Source organism: Treponema sp. UBA753, assembly GCF_002297325.1.
Taxonomy (GTDB): Bacteria; Spirochaetota; Spirochaetia; order Treponematales; family Treponemataceae; genus Treponema_D.
Genome location: NZ_DBKJ01000043.1, coordinates 18,654 through 18,922 on the forward strand (window position 1 = coordinate 18,654; position 269 = coordinate 18,922).

1 protein-coding gene is annotated in these 269 nt (G+C 36.1%); it reads left to right on the forward strand.

Going from position 1 to position 269, the window contains the following annotated elements; translation table 11 throughout:
- Positions 1 to 204: hypothetical protein (locus tag B4C08_RS03660; protein WP_296663001.1), on the forward strand; the 204-nt coding region annotated here is incomplete at its 5' end.
- Positions 205 to 269 lie beyond the last annotated feature (65 nt).

A 269-nucleotide genomic window follows, 5' to 3' on the forward strand; every position in this document is an offset into this window, starting at 1 on the left:
GTGGGCGTAAAGTCTTTTTGTATTGCGGCAGGAATTTTAAAAGACCGTGCTGAGCTTATAATTTTATGGAATGAAATGTCTGAGCATAATCTTGACTTGATGTCAAAAGTTGCCCAGCTTCTTGAATATGCAGACAAAAAAGGAATGGATGCACTTAAAGCCTTGGATTTTTTAAAGAATAGCATTTGTGCCTGTTCAAAATAAAACCTTAAACCGCTGAATCTTTGCTTTTAAAAATCCGGCGGCTTAATTTAGGGTTTATCAAAACC